General features: G+C 56.4%; 15 protein-coding genes and 1 pseudogene. 8 read left to right on the forward strand and 8 right to left on the reverse strand.

Going from position 1 to position 14,512, the window contains the following annotated elements:
- Window positions 1-83: 83 nt before the first annotated feature.
- Window positions 84-227 (forward strand): rubrerythrin-like domain-containing protein, encoded by a 144-nt coding sequence (locus EGH21_RS19745; protein WP_220620129.1) that lies wholly within the window; start codon window positions 84-86, stop codon window positions 225-227.
- 2 nt (window positions 228-229) lie between these two features.
- Window positions 230-424 (forward strand): annotated as a pseudogene (locus tag EGH21_RS24775) (Glu/Leu/Phe/Val dehydrogenase); the annotation flags it as partial.
- A 49-nt stretch (window positions 425-473) separates the two neighbouring features.
- Here EGH21_RS24775 and EGH21_RS19750 read toward each other — a convergent pair.
- The 4 genes from EGH21_RS19750 to EGH21_RS19765 all read right to left on the reverse strand — a co-directional run bounded on the left by EGH21_RS19750 (window position 474) and on the right by EGH21_RS19765 (window position 3,960).
- On the reverse strand, window positions 474-1,667 hold the full coding sequence (locus EGH21_RS19750) for an RNA-guided endonuclease InsQ/TnpB family protein (RefSeq protein WP_220620130.1): 1,194 nt from the start codon (window positions 1,665-1,667) through the stop codon (window positions 474-476).
- A gap of 236 nt (window positions 1,668-1,903) precedes the next feature.
- Complete coding sequence (locus EGH21_RS19755; RefSeq protein WP_220620131.1) at window positions 1,904-2,737, reverse strand: VOC family protein; 834 nt, start codon at window positions 2,735-2,737, stop codon at window positions 1,904-1,906.
- 30 nt (window positions 2,738-2,767) lie between these two features.
- A complete protein-coding gene (locus EGH21_RS19760; RefSeq protein WP_220620132.1) occupies window positions 2,768-3,259 on the reverse strand; it encodes a DoxX family protein in 492 nt (163 codons plus the stop codon).
- Entirely contained in the window at window positions 3,259-3,960 is a 702-nt protein-coding gene (locus tag EGH21_RS19765; RefSeq protein WP_220620133.1) for an SDR family NAD(P)-dependent oxidoreductase, read from the reverse strand. Before EGH21_RS19765 ends, EGH21_RS19760 begins: the two co-directional genes overlap by 1 nt.
- A gap of 62 nt (window positions 3,961-4,022) precedes the next feature.
- On the opposite strand from EGH21_RS19765, the gene EGH21_RS19770 reads away from it, so the two are divergent.
- Complete coding sequence (locus tag EGH21_RS19770; protein ID WP_220620134.1) at window positions 4,023-4,379, forward strand: winged helix-turn-helix transcriptional regulator; 357 nt, start codon at window positions 4,023-4,025, stop codon at window positions 4,377-4,379.
- A 150-nt stretch (window positions 4,380-4,529) separates the two neighbouring features.
- Here EGH21_RS19770 and EGH21_RS19775 read toward each other — a convergent pair whose 3' ends face one another.
- Window positions 4,530-5,843 carry an RNA-guided endonuclease InsQ/TnpB family protein gene (locus tag EGH21_RS19775; protein WP_220620135.1) on the reverse strand — a complete coding sequence of 438 codons (1,314 nt, stop codon included), beginning with the start codon at window positions 5,841-5,843 and terminating at the stop codon, window positions 4,530-4,532.
- Between the two features lie 437 nt (window positions 5,844-6,280).
- On the opposite strand from EGH21_RS19775, the gene EGH21_RS19780 reads away from it, so the two are divergent.
- A complete protein-coding gene (locus EGH21_RS19780) occupies window positions 6,281-6,700 on the forward strand; it encodes a DoxX family protein (RefSeq protein ID WP_220620198.1) in 420 nt (139 codons plus the stop codon).
- Window positions 6,701-7,044: 344 nt separating this feature from the next.
- A complete protein-coding gene (locus EGH21_RS19785) occupies window positions 7,045-7,701 on the forward strand; it encodes a lactate utilization protein (RefSeq protein WP_220620136.1) in 657 nt (218 codons plus the stop codon).
- A 206-nt stretch (window positions 7,702-7,907) separates the two neighbouring features.
- Here the strand turns inward: EGH21_RS19785 and EGH21_RS19790 are convergent, their stop codons facing one another.
- Window positions 7,908-8,498 (reverse strand): TetR/AcrR family transcriptional regulator, encoded by a 591-nt coding sequence (locus tag EGH21_RS19790; protein ID WP_220620137.1) that lies wholly within the window; start codon window positions 8,496-8,498, stop codon window positions 7,908-7,910.
- A gap of 181 nt (window positions 8,499-8,679) precedes the next feature.
- On the opposite strand from EGH21_RS19790, the gene EGH21_RS19795 reads away from it, so the two are divergent.
- The 3 genes from EGH21_RS19795 (at window position 8,680) to EGH21_RS24885 (ending at window position 11,134) form a co-directional block, all read left to right on the forward strand.
- Entirely contained in the window at window positions 8,680-9,279 is a 600-nt protein-coding gene (locus EGH21_RS19795; RefSeq protein ID WP_220620199.1) for a TetR/AcrR family transcriptional regulator, read from the forward strand.
- On the forward strand, window positions 9,279-10,748 hold the full coding sequence (locus EGH21_RS19800; RefSeq protein WP_220620138.1) for an MATE family efflux transporter: 1,470 nt from the start codon (window positions 9,279-9,281) through the stop codon (window positions 10,746-10,748). Before EGH21_RS19795 ends, EGH21_RS19800 begins: the two co-directional genes overlap by 1 nt.
- A gap of 257 nt (window positions 10,749-11,005) precedes the next feature.
- Window positions 11,006-11,134, forward strand: coding sequence for a DUF8129 domain-containing protein (locus EGH21_RS24885; RefSeq protein WP_483867067.1), 129 nt, complete (start codon window positions 11,006-11,008; stop codon window positions 11,132-11,134).
- 308 nt (window positions 11,135-11,442) lie between these two features.
- On the opposite strand, the gene EGH21_RS24780 is transcribed toward EGH21_RS24885, so the two are convergent.
- Together EGH21_RS24780 and EGH21_RS19810 are read right to left on the reverse strand one after the other, a co-directional pair.
- Complete coding sequence (locus EGH21_RS24780; protein WP_220620139.1) at window positions 11,443-11,721, reverse strand: UPF0058 family protein; 279 nt, start codon at window positions 11,719-11,721, stop codon at window positions 11,443-11,445.
- 60 nt (window positions 11,722-11,781) lie between these two features.
- Window positions 11,782-14,436 carry a bacterio-opsin activator domain-containing protein gene (locus EGH21_RS19810; protein ID WP_220620140.1) on the reverse strand — a complete coding sequence of 885 codons (2,655 nt, stop codon included), beginning with the start codon at window positions 14,434-14,436 and terminating at the stop codon, window positions 11,782-11,784.
- Between the last annotated feature and the right edge of the window lie 76 nt (window positions 14,437-14,512).

Raw genomic sequence — 14,512 nt, forward strand, 5'->3', positions numbered from 1 at the left:
CAAACATCTCATTATTCCCTTATACACTTATTACGATTTATCAGAGTGCTTCCGATCCACCGATCGGCGCTCGTGAATTCATCATGAGGAATGTCGATCCTGAACCAGACGAAGAAACACCGTACGAGTGTTTCGAGTGTGGCAATGTCATCTTCGCAGAGACCAGTCCCGGCCAGTGCCCCGACTGCAGTGGCCCGATGCGAAACCGTCGAACCCCGCTTGAATGACCATGGCTTCCAAAACCCATAGCTCACGCGGCGAATCAGAAGACGCGACGGTAGAATCGTCCGAGCCGGGATCGGCACTTCAAACGGCCCGTCGACAGCTGTACCGTGTTTCCGACCATCTTGACATCGACCAGAACATCGTCGAACGGCTCAAATACCCTAAAACGGTTCAGGAGGTCACAGTTCCAATCGAGCGGGGTAAGCTACCACGGCCTGAAGGCCGTGGCATTCAGCGTGGACTCCCACTCAAGCCAAATTTGGCACGGATGTGACTCCGTTCGTGTTCACCATCCCGCTGTTCAAGCGCACGCCTACGGGTGCGCCTCCCTCGCCTCCAGTTTGGTTGCGAAGGAGTTTTAGTCCGATGTTCTTCGAGGCGTTGTAGTCAGCGTGGTTCTCGTACCCGCATTGCTGACACGCGAACGACTCTTGGTGGCGATTCCCGCCGTGGGTGAACCCGCACGTCGAGCACCGCTGTGACGTGTACGCAGGATTCACCTGTTCGACCGAAATACCGCGTTCTTCAGCCTTGTACTCGACGTTCTCGTACAAACTTCGGAACGCCCACTCGTGAAACTTCCGTGCGTTCGGCATTCGCTCTCGAATGTTGGTCAAGTCCTCGAAGGCGATGTGCGAGCAGTCGTTCTCGACCGCTTCTTCGACAAGCTCGTTCGCAATGCGGTGTAGTTCCTGTGTGAACCGCCATGTCTCCGTCTCACCGACCGACTGGACGTTCTCATGTGCCCACCGCGTCCCACACTCCTGAAGCGACCGACGGCGCTCAACGTACTCAGTACGCCAGTGGTTGAGTTCGTCGGCAGACCAGAACGTCCCTGCCGAAGTGACAGCGATGTTCTCAACCCCGAGGTCTACCCCAAGAACCGTTCCGTTCTTGGAGCGTTCGGGGGTGTCCACATCCGCCTTTGTTCGGATATGGAGGTAGAGTCCGTCGTCTCGCTCGTGGAGCGTCGCACCTGTTCGTTCGTAGTCCTCGTTGAACAGGTACTCTGCGTGGGGTGTGTCGCGGTCCTCGTTGGGAAGGATGTACTCGGCGGTGACACGCCCGTCAACAGTAGACAGCGTGGCGTGGTCGTCGTAGAACGTTGCGTTGCGCTGGTTGTACTCACAGAACGGGGTCGTGAACGTCGGGAGCGAAGCGTACTCTCCTTTCTTCCACTTCGATACGACGCTTTTGAGCGCGTCTACAGCGCGGTCGCGTGCGGACTGAACGTGGTTGCTGTGTAGCTCGGTTCGGTCGCGCACGTCGCTGTAGGTTTCTTCATGGAGTACGGACTTCCGTGTCTCGACGTACTCTCCTTCGGACGCAACGTCTACGATGTAGTTAGCTGAATCGAGGAACTGCTGGATTGTCGCCCGAAGAAGGTCAGCGTCGCTATCGTCCACGTCGAGCTTGACGGGGACGGTTCGACGGACCTCCATATACCTCACAAAACACCGAGCGTTTTTATGTCTTAATTAGGGAGTCGCCCTGCCATCGACGGTGCTTGGTGGAGGGAGTGTCGGTTTCCTCCTGCGCCTAAAGGCGCAGGTATCCACCTTGCATCTCTATGACGCCGCAAATCAGTCGTTCAGCTAAGCTGCTTATTGACCAACAATCATTCTCTCGGGCGATCAGAATATTCTGGAGAGCGGACTGATTAGAACTAAAGCTGCGTTCAGACCCGGAATCGCACCTTAATTCCGTCCGGCCCTGTGACGGCGATACCGTCGCCCGTCTCAGTGACTGTATACTGACTGTCCGCGGCTCGCTCATGGACTTCGTCGAGTGTCTCTGTGTCGTGAAGGACCACTTCAAACCAAGATAGACCTGTGCCGCCGGCTGGCGTTGATCGATGGTTCCACGTGTTCGCACCGATATGATGGTGGTATCCGCCAGCACCGATGAAGAGTGCGGCTGGCACTTCCGTTTGTACATCGAACCCGATGGTGTCCACGTAGAAGTCGCTGAACACCTCCAGTGAAGACACTTCGAGGTGAACGTGCCCCACGTCCGTTCCAGCAGGAAGTCCTGACTTACCGGCGGCAACAGCCTCTACAGATTCCAGATCAAGGGGATACGTTCCCATCCGAACGCGCCCACCGTCACCGAGAGGCCAGTCCTCACGTGGGTAATCTCGGTAGATCTCGATGCCGTTGCCCTCCGGGTCAGTAAGGTACAGTGCCTCACTGACGCCGTGGTCGGATGCACCGCCGAGTTGCCAATGCTCCCGGATGCGGGCTAATGCATCGCCCAACGCCTCACGCGAGGGAACCCTGAACGCGTTGTGGAAGAGGCCTGCTCCCGACTGGTGTCGGGAGAGTGCATCCGGGTCGTGCTCTAGGACGAGCAGCGGGGTCTCCTCGACACCGAGAACGGCTGTCGTGTCGGCGTGACTGAGAACGCTGAGTCCAACGACGTCCCGGTAGAACTCGGCCATTTCCGTGAGCTCCGAGACGCGAAGCGCTGTCCGTCCGATATGTGTTTCCTGTGGGAGTGTTTCTGTATTCATTGAAGTCAATAAAATGGATGTGGGCGCTGCTTATCTATCTACGACCCGCGCCTGAGACGAATCAGAAGAGCTGTCCTCGTGGTCGAACAGCACGTGTTCGATCGAGAGTGCTCCAGGGCCACTCAGAGAAAGCGCTACTGCGATCAAGGTGAGTGTGAGCGTCAGTTCGATACCATTACTCGCGGCTGGATACCCGTTGGGTAGGTGGAACAGCAGTGTCGCGACGAGCATATCGATGGCGATTACCACACTTACGATTCGAACGGCCAGGCCGGCCAGCAACAAGATGCCGCCGACAAGTTCGAGGAGACCGACACCCCATGCCGCAATCGTTGGAAGCGGAACGCCGAGGCTCGCCAAGAAGCCCGTGAACCCCGAGATGCCCATCGACTTCGGCCCGATTGCGAACACTTTGCCAACGCCAGAGATGAGCATCGGAATCCCGAGGGCGAGTCGAACGATGGCAAGACTCCACCGCCTAGCCGTCTCGGACGACTGCTGATGTGACACGGTCTGGGCCATTAGATCTCCACCTCTGACTGGCCGCCAGTCATCTGGACAATCTGCCCCGTGACTCCCTCATTCGAGAGTAGATGGAGTACTTCGTCGACGATGGCTTCGGGTGCGGTCCACTCGGAAAAGTCCGCATCCGGCATCGCTTCGCGATTCCCGGGAACGTCGATGAGGAACGGAGCGATCGCGTTGACGCGGCCATCGAGTTCGACGTCGAGCGATTCGGCCAACGTGCGGACAGCGCCCTTCCCGACGTCGTACGCGAGCGTACCGCCGACAGGTTCGATAGCCCGGTCCGAGCTGAACAGGACGACACCGCTGTGCTCGTTGAGGTGGTCCGCAAAGGCCTTGACAGTCAGGAAGGCCGTTTTCGCGTGCCGATTGAGCGCGGCTTCGAACACATCACCGTCGGTATCATTGATGCCGCCCATCGAGAACCCCCCGGCGAGGCCGACGATATGATCGACCGGCCCGAGATTGCCGGCGACAGTCTCGGCGAATGCTTCGACCGCCGCCTGATCGGTTAGATCGACCTGGTGGTACGACACTGCGTCGGCGTACTCGGCCCGCGTCTCGACACCGTCTCTTGCACTTTCGGTAACGTAGGTACCGACGACGTTGGCACCGCGATCAATGAGCGCGTCCGTCACATACGGGCCCATATTCCCGGTAGCACCGGTTACCAGCACAGTTGCGTTTTGTAGTTCCATTACATTACCTAGTTTGTAGGCAAACCTTCTTATAGCTCAGGCAACAACCATGTGAGTAGGTTATGTCGACCCAACCACCCGAGGGTGATTCGGAGGAAAAGACCGACGTTGAGCGGCGAAATGCAGACGTCTGTAACGTCGTCGGAGCAGTTGAAGAGGTGGGGTCGAAGTGGAAACTCGTCATACTCAACGATTTACGAGATGGAGAAAAGCGGTTCAACGAACTCAAGCGGTCGACGGGAGCGAGTTCCTATACACTGTCTCGCGTCCTTAATGATCTGGAGGAGGAAGGATTCATCGACAACCGCAAGGAGTTGGAGTCACCAGTTGCAAGCTATTACACGTTGACCGAGAAGGGGGGCGATCTCTGCCCCGTATTTGATGCTTTAGATGAATGGGGAGCAGACTGGCTTGAGTAGTCCAACGACCGTCCGAGTCCCTGGTATCGCTGTATCTTCGAAGAACAGCGCCGTCATGAAACATTAGCGTAATCTTCAGAATCGCCGTTGACATCCTCCTCCGCCTTCAGGCGGAGGAATCCCACGGCACCGCACCGCTGGATTGGGATATTACGGTCTGCAGTCTACCACTTGTTCCTGCGGTTGGAATCCGCTGGACAAGTCGTAAAGGTAGACTCCGGGCTGTGCCAACCAGCCGATACTCCTATCCTCGTCCAAACTGGTCGAAGACTTGGAGTTACTTTGGTTCAAGTCGAGACGGATGTTCTCCGCCCCATTCACGTTAGCGTTGAACGCTGCATCACACGGCTCGCAGACGTACAACCCGCGCTCAAGACGCTGACTGTCGTCTTCCCTCCCGCAAACGCAACACGTCTTGCTCGTGTCTCGCTCGGACACTTCCACGACCGTGATGCCCTCGACTTTTGCCTTGTATTCGAGGATGTTGGTGAACCGGTCGAACGCCCAGCCGTGTAAGTCAAGGTTGCCGTGCTTTCCCCAGTTCTTCGACTCGCCGTCTTCGTCCTCGCGGACGCCTTCCAAGTCCCCGACGTTGATACGACCAACATCCTTCTCGACACACCGTTCAACGATGTGTTTGGCGAGACTGTGGAAGAAGTGGGTGCGGCGCTCCGACCACTTCACGTGGAGACGAGTGGCTCGTTCACCACCGGATTCGTCGCACTTGGCGATCTCTTTCGGGAAGTAGTACCCGTCCTGTTTCAGCCGATTTCCGGGGTACAGATCGGCGCCCTCGGTACTGTAGGCGACGGCGGCAAAGTTGCTGATGCCGAGGTCGATACCAGCAGTTTCGTTGCCGGGAGCGTCGGGAGTGTCGATTTCGTCTGTGCAGACAAGGTGGAGTTCCCACCGTTCCGTTGCATTGTCGTAGACGGCCCTGACTTGTTGCAGGTTTTCAACCTCTACGCCGGGCCGTGTCTCGTATTCGACGAGGATGTATTCCCACGCTCGGGGGTGTTCCTTGTGATTCGTTCCTTTGGAGAGTCTAACGCGGTTGTTATTGGTGTCGTGGCGGATGCCGTTCTGCTTCCACGTCACCGTGCTACGAGGGTGTTCTTCGTGGACGCGGCGGCCTTGGTCGTCGTAGTAGTTGCGTTTGCGGTAGCCGGGCGGATTGTCCCTGTCATCATCACTGGAGTACCACGAGCTGAAGGCTTCAGCGAGTTCCTCCAGAACCCGCTGACTGGACTGACTGTGCAGTCCCTTGTACTTGTCGTGACCTTTCAACTCGTCTTTCAACCCCTCGTGGTCGGGGATTTCGCCCGTCTCCTCCCATACGTCTCGGGAGTGGTAGTTAGCGACGTTCCAGAGCTTGCTGGCACTCCACCCGTGCCGGTCGAGCGAGTCCTCTACCTGCGCGTGGTTGAGGATTTTCGCTCGGTGGGTTCGGTGGACTTCCAGCATCCTGAACGCCTGTATAATCGCTTATACTCGCTTCTATTGTGAAATATTGGGTTGAAGACCGGTTGAATATCCGGGCTTGCTATCGACAATGGATTGTGGAGGGGTTGGCGGATTCATCCCGCGCCTAAACACGCGGGTATTCTCCTTGTTCTGTATAAGACCCGTGACCTCTTACCCAGGCGCTTGATCGTATCTTTGTAGGCCGCATCCCTCTCTGTCACCCTTATTGATATCATCAAAATGGCAAGCCTGCAGACCTTCTCTGTCCGCCGATTCTCGCGCACCAGACTTCTGATGACATCCGTGTAACCTACTATCCTCTATGTCCGGGAAGCGATATATAGGTTCAAATACGAACTAGGTAACGTAATGAAATCACAATTCCAGCGACGGTCAGATTGGAGACAGACGACGGCGCCGAGGGAGGTGCCCGAATGATGGTGTTTGATACGGCTTCCGGCGCGGTCGTTTTCCTGCTTGCGCGGATGCTGTTCGGTGGTGTCCTCGCGTTCATGGGCCTGAACCACTTCCTGAATGCCGAGCAGATGACTCCCTACGCCGAGGCGAAGGGCCTGCCAGCGCCAGGACTAGCCGTCTACGCCAGCGGGGGTCTGCTCGTCTTCAGCGGCTTGGGCATTATCCTCGGTGTGTTCCCGGCACTAGCTGCCGGCGCACTGGCGACGTTCCTACTTGTCTCGGCGGTGACGATGCACAACTTCTGGGCCGTCCCCGAAGACCAGCAGCAAGACGAGATGACCGGCTTCCTGAAGAACGTCGTGATGGCCGGCGGTGCGCTTGCCTTGCTGGCTGCCGCGGGCACGGTGTGGCCCTACAGCGTTGGCATCTCGCTATTCTGAGATCCTGCCCACTGTTCCTTGGGCGCGCTCTTTTCAGAATGCTTTCGACAACGGTTGTGGTGTTAGACTCAAACCCGCAGTCACACGGTGTGCTTTCGAGTTCTTTCCCACACTGCTGACTGAATGCAGTTTCTGACGATGTCACTCCCCAGCCACAGAGAACTCCAGTCTCCGTTGTAGTTTCACTACCTGTTGTCGCTCCTGTACTACCAGCTATGTCTCCACTTGAGGTGTTTACAGTAAGAGGAGTGTCACCGATGTAACTACCTGACACCGGTGTCCGCAAGCACTTTTGTACTAATTACTCCTCCCTGTAGATGCTGTTATACCTAACGCGAAATAATATGTCTCAACAGAAATCAGATTACGTAGACGACGCGGATGTTGACGAATCACTGGACGAACTGGCCTCCGAAGAGGCCATTGAGGAAACTGTTCAGAGCCTTGAAAAGAACGGGTTCGATGTTATCGTCGTTGATTCAGCTGACGATGCTCTTGCGGAGCTTCAGTCACTCATCCCTGCAGAGACGTCTGTGATGAACGGCCACTCGACCACACTTGAAGAGATAGGATTCGTGGAGTACCTGAGTGAAGGGGATCACGACTGGGCGAGTCTCCCCGACGAGATCTGGAGCATCGACGACGACGCTCAGCGCCAAGCTGCTCGCAGAGAGTCGCAAACGGCTGACTACTTCCTCGGTGGCATTAACGGCATTTCCCAGACCGGCGAACTCGTCGCGGCGGACCGATCGGGGAGCCGCATCGGTGCCTATCCGTTCGCTGCCAGTAACGTCGTCATTGTCAGTGGTGTGAACAAGATCGTGCCGACGCTCGACGACGCGCTAGACCGACTGGAGACCGTGGCCTACCCCCTGGAAAACGAGCGTGCGAAGGAGGCATATGGCGTCGACTCCGCGATTGCCAAACAGCTTATTCTCCGCCAAGAACTCGAAGACGACCGTACTACGGTTGTTCTCATCCGCGAGCACCTCGGCTACTAGCGGAAGTATCAGGTTATCGACCGGACAGTGGTCAGCGGTCGTATCTTTTTGCGTTATCAATCGTGTGCCCAATACTGAGCAACTGGTAACCCGATGTTGTATAGACTATAGACCCCGCTCCACGAAGGAACGTGGTCTCTCAAGCACACTCACGCGGTGTCTGCGAAATGCGTCATAGAAGCCTTGGGCCTTCACCCCCAGGGGATTCACAGTAACATCGCATCGACGTACTCACTCGCAGTCTGCCGTGCCGTTTCGAGTTCCTCGAGATCATCCAACACCACTGCCCGAGTCCGGGCACCATCGACGATAGTCATCAGTGAGCGAGTTACGTGGTCAGCGTCGACATCTTCGAACACGTCTTCGTCCATTCCGTGATTGATTACTGCTTTGAGCATGTACCGAATGTACTCATCGTTTTGCTGGAAGCGCTCGCTGAATGCCTCCTTGTACGGCGCCTGACTCCGCATTTCCAGCAACGCGATCGAGAGGTCAGGATTCTCTTGTGGTTTGACGAGGAGTTCGTTGAGCAGCAATTCCAGTCGTTCCTCCGGGTCAGTCGTTTCGACATCGTGTATCGAATCGACGAACTGTTCAAGGAGATAATCGAGAAAGGCCGCGAGGAGTTCGTCCTTCGTGTCGTAGTAATAATGCACTGCAGCAGTGGATTTCCCGTATTCGTCTGCAATCCGTTTAATCGTGAGCTCGGCGTACCCGTGTTCGCGAAGTGCCCTGTAGGTCGCCTCCATGATCGCTTCGTCAGGTTCTGAAAAAGTCCGATCTGAGGGGTCGGCCATTGATATTGATTTAGGCTTTGGTTGGATAACGGTTGTGACCACACGATGATTCCCGAAGAATTACTAACTAATTAGTTAGCTAATGCCCCGTTAGAGATCTCAGCTAATCAGTAACTCCCATTCTATCACTGCGGCCAAAGAGTTTTGACTAACTAGTTAGTAAGTTATGGTAGTCACCGCAATGGATGATGATACAGCTACCGAAATTCTGAAAGCAACGTATCGGGTTCTCTGCGTGCACGGCTACGCTGATCTCACTCTCGAACGCATCGCTGACGAGGCAGATCGGAGCAAAGCATCCATCTATCACCACTACGATAGCAAAGAGGGTCTCTTGATCGAGTTTCTTGACTTTCTGTACGACCAATACACTGCGCAGCTTCTGTCAATCGACGGTGGTACGCCGCGTGAACAACTCTATGCACTCCTTGACACGGTACTCACTGACGAAGACGCTGGGCCTGACCAAGAGATCCGAATCGCATTGTTGGAAGTGAAAGCACAAGCACCGTACAACGACGCCCTTCAGACGCAACTTGCCAGCTTCGATGAGGTACTCTTCGACCGGCTACGTGAGATCATCGCGGCTGGCATCGAGATGGGCGAATTCGATGCAACGGTCAAGCCGGCCGCCGCCGCTGACTTCCTCGTGACTGCCATCACGGGTGCCCATACGCGGCGTGTCGCCGTGGGGTACTCATCCGAGAAACTCTACGAAATGATAACACGGTACGCTGAAAGACAGCTTTTCGCAGACGAGCCATCGGAGGCGGCCCACTGATGGGGGTTCGAAATCGTATTTCCTCTCTGTTCAGAGGGCCCGACGAGTTCGATCTCACTACGGGTGACATCGGGAAGCCTCTGTTCTTCCTGTCGATGCCGATTGTCGTGACGAACCTCTTCCAGACGGCGTACAACCTCGCCGACACGTTCTGGCTCGGTCAGTATAGCACGGATGCCCTGGCGGCGATCAGCTTCGCGTTCCCGATGGTGTTCCTGCTCATCTCCCTCGGGATGGGGATCTCCGTCGCCGGCAGTGTGCTCGTCGCCCAATTTACCGGTGCAGACGAGGAACGCGAAGCCGAGTACGCCGCCTCGCAGACGGTTACGTTTGCGGTCATTGTATCAATCCTCCTCGGCGTCGTGGGCTACTTCGGCGTTGAGACGTTCCTCAGTCTATTGGGCGCGTCGCAGGATGTCCTGCCGATGGCGACCGGCTATATGGAGGTCATCTCGCTGGGCCTACTGTTCATGTTCGGTTTCTTCGTCTTCGTTGCGCTCATGCGCGGGTACGGCGATACGATCACGCCCATGCTCGTCATGTTCGGCTCGGTCGTACTCAATATCATCATCGACCCGTTCCTGATCTTCGGGTGGACTGTCGTAGAGAACGCGCCGCTCGTCGGTACGCTCTCCTTTCCCGAACTCGGGATCCAGGGCGCCGCCATCGCAACCGTGTTCTCGCGTGCACTTGCCCTGCTCGTTGGGCTCGCAATCATGTTCCGCGGAAACCGTGGGGTTCAGATCCATCTCCGGGAAATGATCCCGGATCTCTCGTACCTCCGGCGGCTCGTCCGCATCGGCCTGCCAGCATCGATTGAGGGTACGGGACGGGCGTTATCGATGAACTTGCTGTTGGTCATCGTCGCCCTCTTTCCGGACACGGTGGTCGCCGCCTACGGGATCGGGACGCGCGTGTTCTCGGTTATCTTTTTACCAGCTATCGCCGTCGCCCGCGGAGTGGAAACGATGACCGGTCAAAACATGGGGGCCAACAAACCAGACCGGGCAGAACGGGCAGCAGGGCTCGCAGCGAAGGTGCTCTTCGGCGTGCTGACCGTCGCGGGTATACTCGTCTGGGTGACCGCAGCACCGATCGCCGATCTGTTCACGACAAACCCCGACGTCGTCGAGATCACCACCCAGTTCATCCGGTATGTCGCGTTGACCTTCGGGTTTATCGGCATTATGCGGGCCTACACAGGCAGCTTTCGGGGTGCGGGGAAGACGCTCACTGCCGCGGCTATCTCCGTGCTGATGCTGGGCGTCATCCGCTTCCCGATTGCGTGGGTTGCTGCTGGCCCACTCGGGGAACTCGGAATCTGGCTGTCGTTCTCTATCTCGAACGTTGCGGGAGCAACAATCGCCTACGTGTGGTATCAGCGTGGAGCGTGGCAAGAGACAACACTCACGGAATCTCGACTCAACCTCAGCAAAACCGCCACTGAGGCCTCAGCAGATGGAGATTGATCGCAGTGACCCATTCAGAAATAGTCCCACAGTCGAAAATAGACGCACATCTCGACCAAGTTCTCAGTGATGCGGATGAACGCAGAGTCCGCCTCGCGCACGAGATTGTAGCCGAACCAGACGACAGGTGGTACAGGCAACTCGCAGTGAACGTCTACGCTTCGCTGACAGACACTCCGGATGTCGATACTGTCCTTCCCGCTGCCACCGCAATCGAACTGCTCTGCGGGTATGTACGTCTTCGGAATTTTATCGAGATGGTCCAAGAATACCTAGCCTACGAGAGGAAGCATCAGAATCGGACGCCCGTGCAGCACCAACTTCAACTGCGGGCTCGCAAACTTCGTCGGGCAGACTGGGGCATACTGGCTCCGGTCACGATTTAAAAGCGAGACTATCACTGTGAACCAGCTAAGCTCAAGACCAAGCCTCTGCTCAACCTATCGATTCGTAGAAAACACTTTCACCATCAACATTACGCTCGTGGTTAGTTGATCATTCTGTTGGAGCGAGAGCTCTCGTTGAGATAGTCAGTCCCAGTCAAACATTGCAAGCAGAAAGAAAGGGCAGGGAAGGGGGTGGATGGCACGTGGGGGTGGAACCCAGCCGGTGTGGGGAGGTACATTGCCAGACCGGCCATTCTCGATTTTGGCGTGACGCTGCATAGTGCTATTACCCTACCAATCCGGTAGAGCTATGATTTTGACGTGGACGAGCCAGGCGACTCTGCAGAGACTGTCGGCTCATCTGCGCTACTCCGGTGGGTAGCGAACGTCACAGCGACCCCATCCAACAAATGGCCGACTGCCTCGGCATGAACGTCTTTCCGTTCGGCGATCGCCGCTGGGCCGACATCCTGAGAATCGTATGTCTCGAACGCATCTGCCGGTATCTCGACCTCGTTCCCTTTAACGAGATGTCGACGTATCACGGCGAGGAGGCAGTGGATGTGGATGAGCTCTTGCTTTCGCATACACTGTACCTCTCACTCTAGGTCGGTAGCAATGTCACCACACTAATCCGGTATTGGCAGTCACAGGCCCTCGTCTGTGGTTGCCTCGACCGAGGCTGTGAGGAGTTTTTGCAACCCTGCACGGATATGTTGATGAAACGTCGAGGGTGAAATCCCGAGTGAATTCGCTATATCGTCTCCGGTACTTAGGCGCGGCCGTTCGAAGAACCCGGCGAAATAGGCGGCTTCGAGCGCATTGCGTTGTTTGTCCGTCAATCGCTCGTCGATCGTCGAGTGGAATCGATGTCCAGTCTGAATCGGTCTATCGACAGTCCGCTTCGCCCGTAGCTCAATCTCTGCCAACGTCGTCTCGAGAATGTCGATTATACGACCCACTTCGGCCGTCTGTGGGATTTCGACACGAACGGTTCCGTTTCCGTTTTTTGCGGTCATCTCAGTGACAGTCCCGCCCATCTCTGCAATCACTGTGAGGATCGATGACTCGTCCACACCGATCTCACAGAGACAGTTACCATTTTGATAATTGATCACTCGTGCATGATTGAGGCTCTCGAGTTGATTCGCTGTCTCTGAAACGGCCGTCGGAGATGCGCCCGTCACGGTAAAGTATTCGAGATACGAGGCGTCGTCTCGCCTCGCGATACCCTCAAGCGATACTGTCGCCTCTAGTTCTGTGGCAGTTTGGATGAAGAACTGCTGGTCGTCCCAACATTCGAATACGAGTTCGACGACACGATCCGCGGCGAGTGCCTCTTTCCGCTTCACTGCGGCTATCGCGTGTCCAATCGTTTCGCCGAGTTCCGCGAGTACTGTCTGGTGGCGCTCACCGATAGGGATCGAGTTGTCGGCATACACGACGAGGACACCATAGAGCGTCTCCCGATACGGTATCGGGATAGCGATGGGAACACTGCCGCCATCGATCGAGAGAACGTCGCTGGCTGCTTTGGATACCGGACGATTCGACCAGTCTCGACCCACACAGATGTCGTCCGTCTGGAGTGCTTGCTCAGACGGCCACACCGTCGCGTTGTCGTTCTCGACCACGTCGAGTAGCTCATTGAGGTCGCCATCGCCGAGTCCGGCCCACGAACGGGGTGTAAGATACCGATCTGGCGACTGTGGTTCTCCGATCCACGTAGCGGCGTACGCATCCACGGTCGCGAGTCTGTCACAGACTGCCTCTTCGATAGCGGTCCGGTCACCAGCCTTTACGAGCGCTTTTCCGATGTCGCGAATGACGGTGTTGACTCGATTCAGCCGCTCCAGATCGTCGCGCTGGCGTTCGATCTCGCGTTCACGTTCCCGCCGCTCTGTCATGTCACGTGTGACCTTCGCGAATCCCTGCAGTTCACCGTTCTCGTGAAGTGCCGTGATGGTCACGTGCGCCCAGAAGGTAGAGCCGTCCTTGCGGACTCGATAGCCTTCGTCTTCGACGTGTCCCTCGGTGCTTGCCTCTTCGAGTAACGATTCCGGAACGCCGTTCTCGACGGCTTCCTCTGGATAGAGGACTGAAAAGTGCTCACCGAGTATCTCTGATTTGGAATACCCTTTAATTCGCTCGGCGCCGCTGTTCCAAGTTCTGATTCGTCCATCGGCATCAAGGAGGAATATCGCATAGTCCGTGACCGCGTCGACGAACAGGTCGAACCGTTCCCGTTCACGTTCGGCCGCCTGTACCGCCGCTTTTCGGGCACTAATGTCGCGCCCTGCCCCGACGAGCCCCCAGACCGTTCCATCCCCGCGGGTGAGTGGAGCACCGTTGTACTCGTAGGGGAGTTGCGTCCCGTCCTTCGTCACGAGGAGTGATTCCTCCGTTTCGACGGTCTCCTGTTCGACGACGTTTGATATAGCCTCGGCGAGCCGTGACGTATCGCTATCGGGGACGAACTCCAGTGCGTGCATCGTGGCAATCTCGGCATCCGAATAGCCAGTCACCGTCGGGAGGCGCTCGTTCCACCACAGCATCTGGCCGTTCGTATCGAACACATACACGATCTCGGGGATGGCGTCGAGAATCCCGTCGATCAGCGTCGACTCGTCGAGGCGATCATGTGCTTCCTCGCTGTCCGTAGTGGTTGGTTCAGACGGTTTAGATTGGAAATGGCCGTAGAGTTCCCTCGTCGTGGACCGAGCGGTGTGGCGGAGTCGATCTTGAACAGCTGCCATTGATCGCTCTTCGGCGTTGATTAGTCTCCAGGCAGTTCCATGCCGGAGCGTCTGTGGAGACACGTCAGTTGCTTCGCCTCGGTCACGGAGTGTATACGGGCGGAGGGAAGCGGCTTCGGCGGTCTTGGTGACGATATCTCGAATCCCTTTCGGCGTCAAACGGTCTCGTTCTCTGGATGGGAATAGGATAGCAGTCTCGATATCCCGGTTGTAGAGATACGATTTGAGCAGGCGTATTGTCCCCAGCGAGTGAGCTGGATCCAGTGTGATTGTCACACTGGATGTCGATTCCGAGTGTTGTGGCGGTGGTTGTCTAGCACACGGCAAAGACAGTTCACCGCTCTCGAGGTTAAGTTGGTCGACGTCGAGTTCGACGAGTTCGCTGACACGGAGACCAACGTCGTAGAGTAATGTGATGATCGCCTCGTTCCGTTGTCGAAACTGGGGCTGAAAGGACTCATCGTAACAGGCTGTCCGCAGCCGTTGGATCTGGTCTGGTTGGAGCCACGTTGCAGCTCGTTCGGGGCTGGAATTGGTGGTTGGCATGAACGCGAACCCTCTCTCAATGAAGGTATTGTCCCTCTAGTGTACGATTATCTGCTCCTCTAATTTAAAAACACGT

Origin of the sequence: Haloarcula rubra (genome assembly GCF_019599465.1) — an archaeon.
In the GTDB taxonomy this organism is placed as follows: domain Archaea; phylum Halobacteriota; class Halobacteria; order Halobacteriales; family Haloarculaceae; genus Haloarcula; species Haloarcula rubra.

Coding starts and splice junctions, on each gene's coding strand:
- EGH21_RS19745 (WP_220620129.1), top strand. CDS start 84: ATGAGGAATGTCGATCCTGAACCAGACGAAGAAACACCGTACGAGTGT.
- EGH21_RS19750 (WP_220620130.1), bottom strand. CDS start 1,667: ATGGAGGTCCGTCGAACCGTCCCCGTCAAGCTCGACGTGGACGATAGC.
- EGH21_RS19755 (WP_220620131.1), bottom strand. CDS start 2,737: ATGAATACAGAAACACTCCCACAGGAAACACATATCGGACGGACAGCG.
- EGH21_RS19760 (WP_220620132.1), bottom strand. CDS start 3,259: ATGGCCCAGACCGTGTCACATCAGCAGTCGTCCGAGACGGCTAGGCGG.
- EGH21_RS19765 (WP_220620133.1), bottom strand. CDS start 3,960: ATGGAACTACAAAACGCAACTGTGCTGGTAACCGGTGCTACCGGGAAT.
- EGH21_RS19770 (WP_220620134.1), top strand. CDS start 4,023: ATGTCGACCCAACCACCCGAGGGTGATTCGGAGGAAAAGACCGACGTT.
- EGH21_RS19775 (WP_220620135.1), bottom strand. CDS start 5,843: ATGCTGGAAGTCCACCGAACCCACCGAGCGAAAATCCTCAACCACGCG.
- EGH21_RS19780 (WP_220620198.1), top strand. CDS start 6,281: ATGGTGTTTGATACGGCTTCCGGCGCGGTCGTTTTCCTGCTTGCGCGG.
- EGH21_RS19785 (WP_220620136.1), top strand. CDS start 7,045: ATGTCTCAACAGAAATCAGATTACGTAGACGACGCGGATGTTGACGAA.
- EGH21_RS19790 (WP_220620137.1), bottom strand. CDS start 8,498: ATGGCCGACCCCTCAGATCGGACTTTTTCAGAACCTGACGAAGCGATC.
- EGH21_RS19795 (WP_220620199.1), top strand. CDS start 8,680: ATGGATGATGATACAGCTACCGAAATTCTGAAAGCAACGTATCGGGTT.
- EGH21_RS19800 (WP_220620138.1), top strand. CDS start 9,279: ATGGGGGTTCGAAATCGTATTTCCTCTCTGTTCAGAGGGCCCGACGAG.
- EGH21_RS24885 (WP_483867067.1), top strand. CDS start 11,006: ATGGTCCAAGAATACCTAGCCTACGAGAGGAAGCATCAGAATCGGACG.
- EGH21_RS24780 (WP_220620139.1), bottom strand. CDS start 11,721: ATGCGAAAGCAAGAGCTCATCCACATCCACTGCCTCCTCGCCGTGATA.
- EGH21_RS19810 (WP_220620140.1), bottom strand. CDS start 14,436: ATGCCAACCACCAATTCCAGCCCCGAACGAGCTGCAACGTGGCTCCAA.